4 protein-coding genes and 1 pseudogene are annotated in these 2,841 nt (G+C 61.0%); all 5 read right to left on the bottom strand.

From position 1 onward, the window contains the following. Positions 1-209: pseudogene (locus RCH10_RS27440) on the bottom strand (cytochrome C oxidase subunit I); the annotation flags it as partial. Beyond that, entirely contained in the window at positions 196-780 is a 585-nt protein-coding gene (locus RCH10_RS27435; protein ID WP_409054820.1) for a cytochrome C oxidase subunit II, read from the bottom strand. The gene RCH10_RS27435 and the pseudogene RCH10_RS27440, both read right to left, overlap by 14 nt. A 5-nt stretch (positions 781-785) precedes the next feature. Then, positions 786-980, bottom strand: coding sequence for a hypothetical protein (locus RCH10_RS27430; protein WP_409054821.1), 195 nt, complete (start codon positions 978-980; stop codon positions 786-788). After that, on the bottom strand, positions 977-2,263 hold the full coding sequence (locus RCH10_RS27425) for a c-type cytochrome (RefSeq protein ID WP_409054819.1): 1,287 nt from the start codon (positions 2,261-2,263) through the stop codon (positions 977-979). The genes RCH10_RS27430 and RCH10_RS27425 overlap by 4 nt, the downstream gene beginning before the upstream one ends. A gap of 5 nt (positions 2,264-2,268) precedes the next feature. Further along, positions 2,269-2,841, bottom strand: a 573-nt coding sequence (locus RCH10_RS27420; RefSeq protein WP_409054818.1) for a c-type cytochrome, incomplete at its 5' end; no start/stop codon positions are given.

The following is a 2,841-nucleotide window of genomic DNA, read 5'->3' as shown; positions in this document are numbered from 1 at the left end:
CCAAAGCCCATTGCAACAAGGGTCGGCATCACGTAAGCCATGACAGTGCCGTGTGCGGTGACAGAGCGGTAATAGTGCTCCGGGTTGTTGACCCAGGCAGCGAGCGGGCTGCGCACGAACATCTGCCATTCGCCCAGAAAAATGGCGCCTAGGAAAGCCACAAAGGCCACCCAGAAGTGCGCAAGGACGAGCTTTTTAGCGTGGAACACAGCTAAGCCTTTCTCCGCCGCGGGCCCTGGACAGGAACTCCTCCGGCGGAATGACTTGAACACGGCCCCACATCGCTTCGTGGCCGGTGCCGCAGTACTCGTGGCACGGCATGAGCTTCTCACCGGTTCCGGAGAATGTCGTCGTGAAGGTCGCAACAAAACCCGGGACGAGCATGGTGTTGGCGTTGGTTCGTCCAATCACGAATCCATGAATCGCGTCCGTCGACGTGCCGCGGAACGTCACCGGCATTTCTGCCGGCACGACGATGCACTGGGGCACAAACGAATACTGCTGGGCAATCAGGCGCACGGTAACCTTCCCGTCGGCCAAGGTTGTACCCAGATTTCCTTCGACGAACTCGCCGCTAAGGTGCAACGTCTTCACGTCCACCGTCTCTACCCGGGATGGAGGCATCGAGACCCAGTGCAGTCCGGTCACGATCATCATTGCTACCAGCATCGCGATGATCACCCCGACGATGATGGCCCAGCGGCGTTCGGCAGCGATTGCGACAGCTTCGGACCCGTGAGGCGACGGGGAAAGGGAAGGAGAAGAGGAAGGGGAGTCTATTGCGCTCACTGCACGGCACCCCTTGGCAGATAGGCGAAGAAATAGAACGCGAAATAGATCGCTATGACGACAGCCGTGGCCACTCCGGCGACGGCAAACGTCCCGGATGGCCCCTGGCCCACAATCTGGTCCACCCGTGCGTCCTCCGACGCCGCGAACGCTGCTGCATCACGCTCACCCATCATTGCTTCTTCGTTCATTCAGGCAGTACCTTGCGCAGTTCATTGGATTGGGCTGCAGTGACCGGTGTGCCACTGTTCTCCCACGCAACCCGGATGTAAGTCACAACAGCCGCGACCTCTTCGTCGTTCAGGATGTGATTGAACGGCGGCATGCCGTGCGGGCGCGGATTCTTCTTGGTCCCCGGAGGGTAGCCTCCGTTGAGGACCATCCTGATCGAATTGACCGGGGACGACATGGTGATCGACTGGTTGCCTGCCAGTGGCGGATACGCAGGCGGCTGTCCCTTGCCCTCGTCGCCATGACACATCGCGCACTGGTTGGCGTAGACGCGCCGGCCAAGCTCCATCGTCCCCGGATTCACAAGGCGAGCCTGGCTGGTCGGTGGTGGCTCCGCATCGCGCTGTGGCAAGGCCTTCAGGTAGGTGGCCATCGCCGCCACGTCTTCGTCGTTCAAATACTGCAGGCTGTTGTAGACCACCTCGGCCATGGGCCCGTACACCGTGCCGCGGTGAGACACACCGGCCTGCAACAAGTCGGAGATTTCCTTGATGGTCCAGTTTCCAAGGCCGGCTTCGCGATTGGACGTGAGCGACGGTGCATACCAATTCTGGTTGGGAATCATGGCCCCTTCAAATGCTTTCGACTCGCTCGAACCACCAAGCGCGTTGATGGCCGTGTGACACATCGCGCAATGGCCAAGCCCCTGCACAAGATAGGCACCGCGATTCCACTCAGCTGATTGCTTCGGTTCTGCCACGTATTCACCCTGCTTGAAATACAGGGTGCGCCATCCCAGCAGCAGTTCGCGGTTGTTATACGGAAAGTTCAACTCATGAGGCCGGTTCTGCTGCCGCACGGGCGGCACTGACATGAGATAGGCGAAGATCGCATCCGAATCCTCGCGCGTCACTTTGGTGTACGAGGCGAACGGCATCACTGGATACATCAAGGCGCCATTGCGCGACACGCCGGTGTGCAACATCCGGTAGAAGTCGGCCGAATTCCACTCGCCGATGCCCGTCTCCTCATCGGGCGTGATGTTGGGCACGTAGAAGGCGCCAAAGGGCGTGGGCATCGAGCGTCCGCCTGCGAACACCTTGCCGCCAGCCGTGGTGTGACAGGCCACGCAGTCACCCGCGCGCGCGAGATATTCCCCCTTGGTGATGACCTGGGTGGTCGCGTTGACGGCACCCGAGTGCCCCGTCAGCGGCATGGCGCGCGGGTAGAGCAGATAAGCAACCGTGCCCACGGCGAGAAGAATCAAGAGGAGAACAGAGAAGACGATCGAGCGCGTTTTCATCGCATTTACCGTTGACTGCCGCAGGCAATCGGCATGCGTATGAGGTTGGACGATTCGGGCGTCGGATCTGCCGGTGGCGCCTGTTGTCCGAGCCAGGTTGATACCGCCGTCACGTCGGTGTCCAGGAGACGCGTGGCGATCCGCTTCATGCAATCGGGTTCGACAGCATGTCGATCGCCGACGCGCCAACGAATCAGCTGCGCAGCGATATAAGTGGGACGCAGGCCGACGAGGCCAGGGATGCCCGGATTCATGCCGGTGAGCCCGGTGCCATGGCAAGTCACGCAGGCCGGCACACCCCGCTGCGCATCTCCCGTCGCGACGAGAAGCTGGCCGCGCTTCAGAGTCTCGGAATCGACTGTTATTGGCTCGACGGTCGCAAAGGGGGGGCGCTGCTTGGCGAAATGCTCTGCGATTTCGCGCAAGTAAGGGTCGGGCAAGTAGGCCACCAGATAATTCATCGGGGGGTAGTGCCGTGTGCCATCCCGAAAAGCGACCAGTTGGTTGTACAGGTAGCCGGCCGGTTTGCCGGCGATGCGGGGGAAGTAGCCGTTGCTTGTGCCCTGTCCGCTTTGCCC

The sequence above is a fragment of the Variovorax sp. GrIS 2.14 genome (assembly GCF_046115955.1).
Taxonomy (GTDB): domain Bacteria; phylum Pseudomonadota; class Gammaproteobacteria; order Burkholderiales; family Burkholderiaceae_C; genus Variovorax.
Note: the sequence above shows the minus strand (reverse complement) of the source record. Positions and strands in the feature narration are given on the sequence as shown.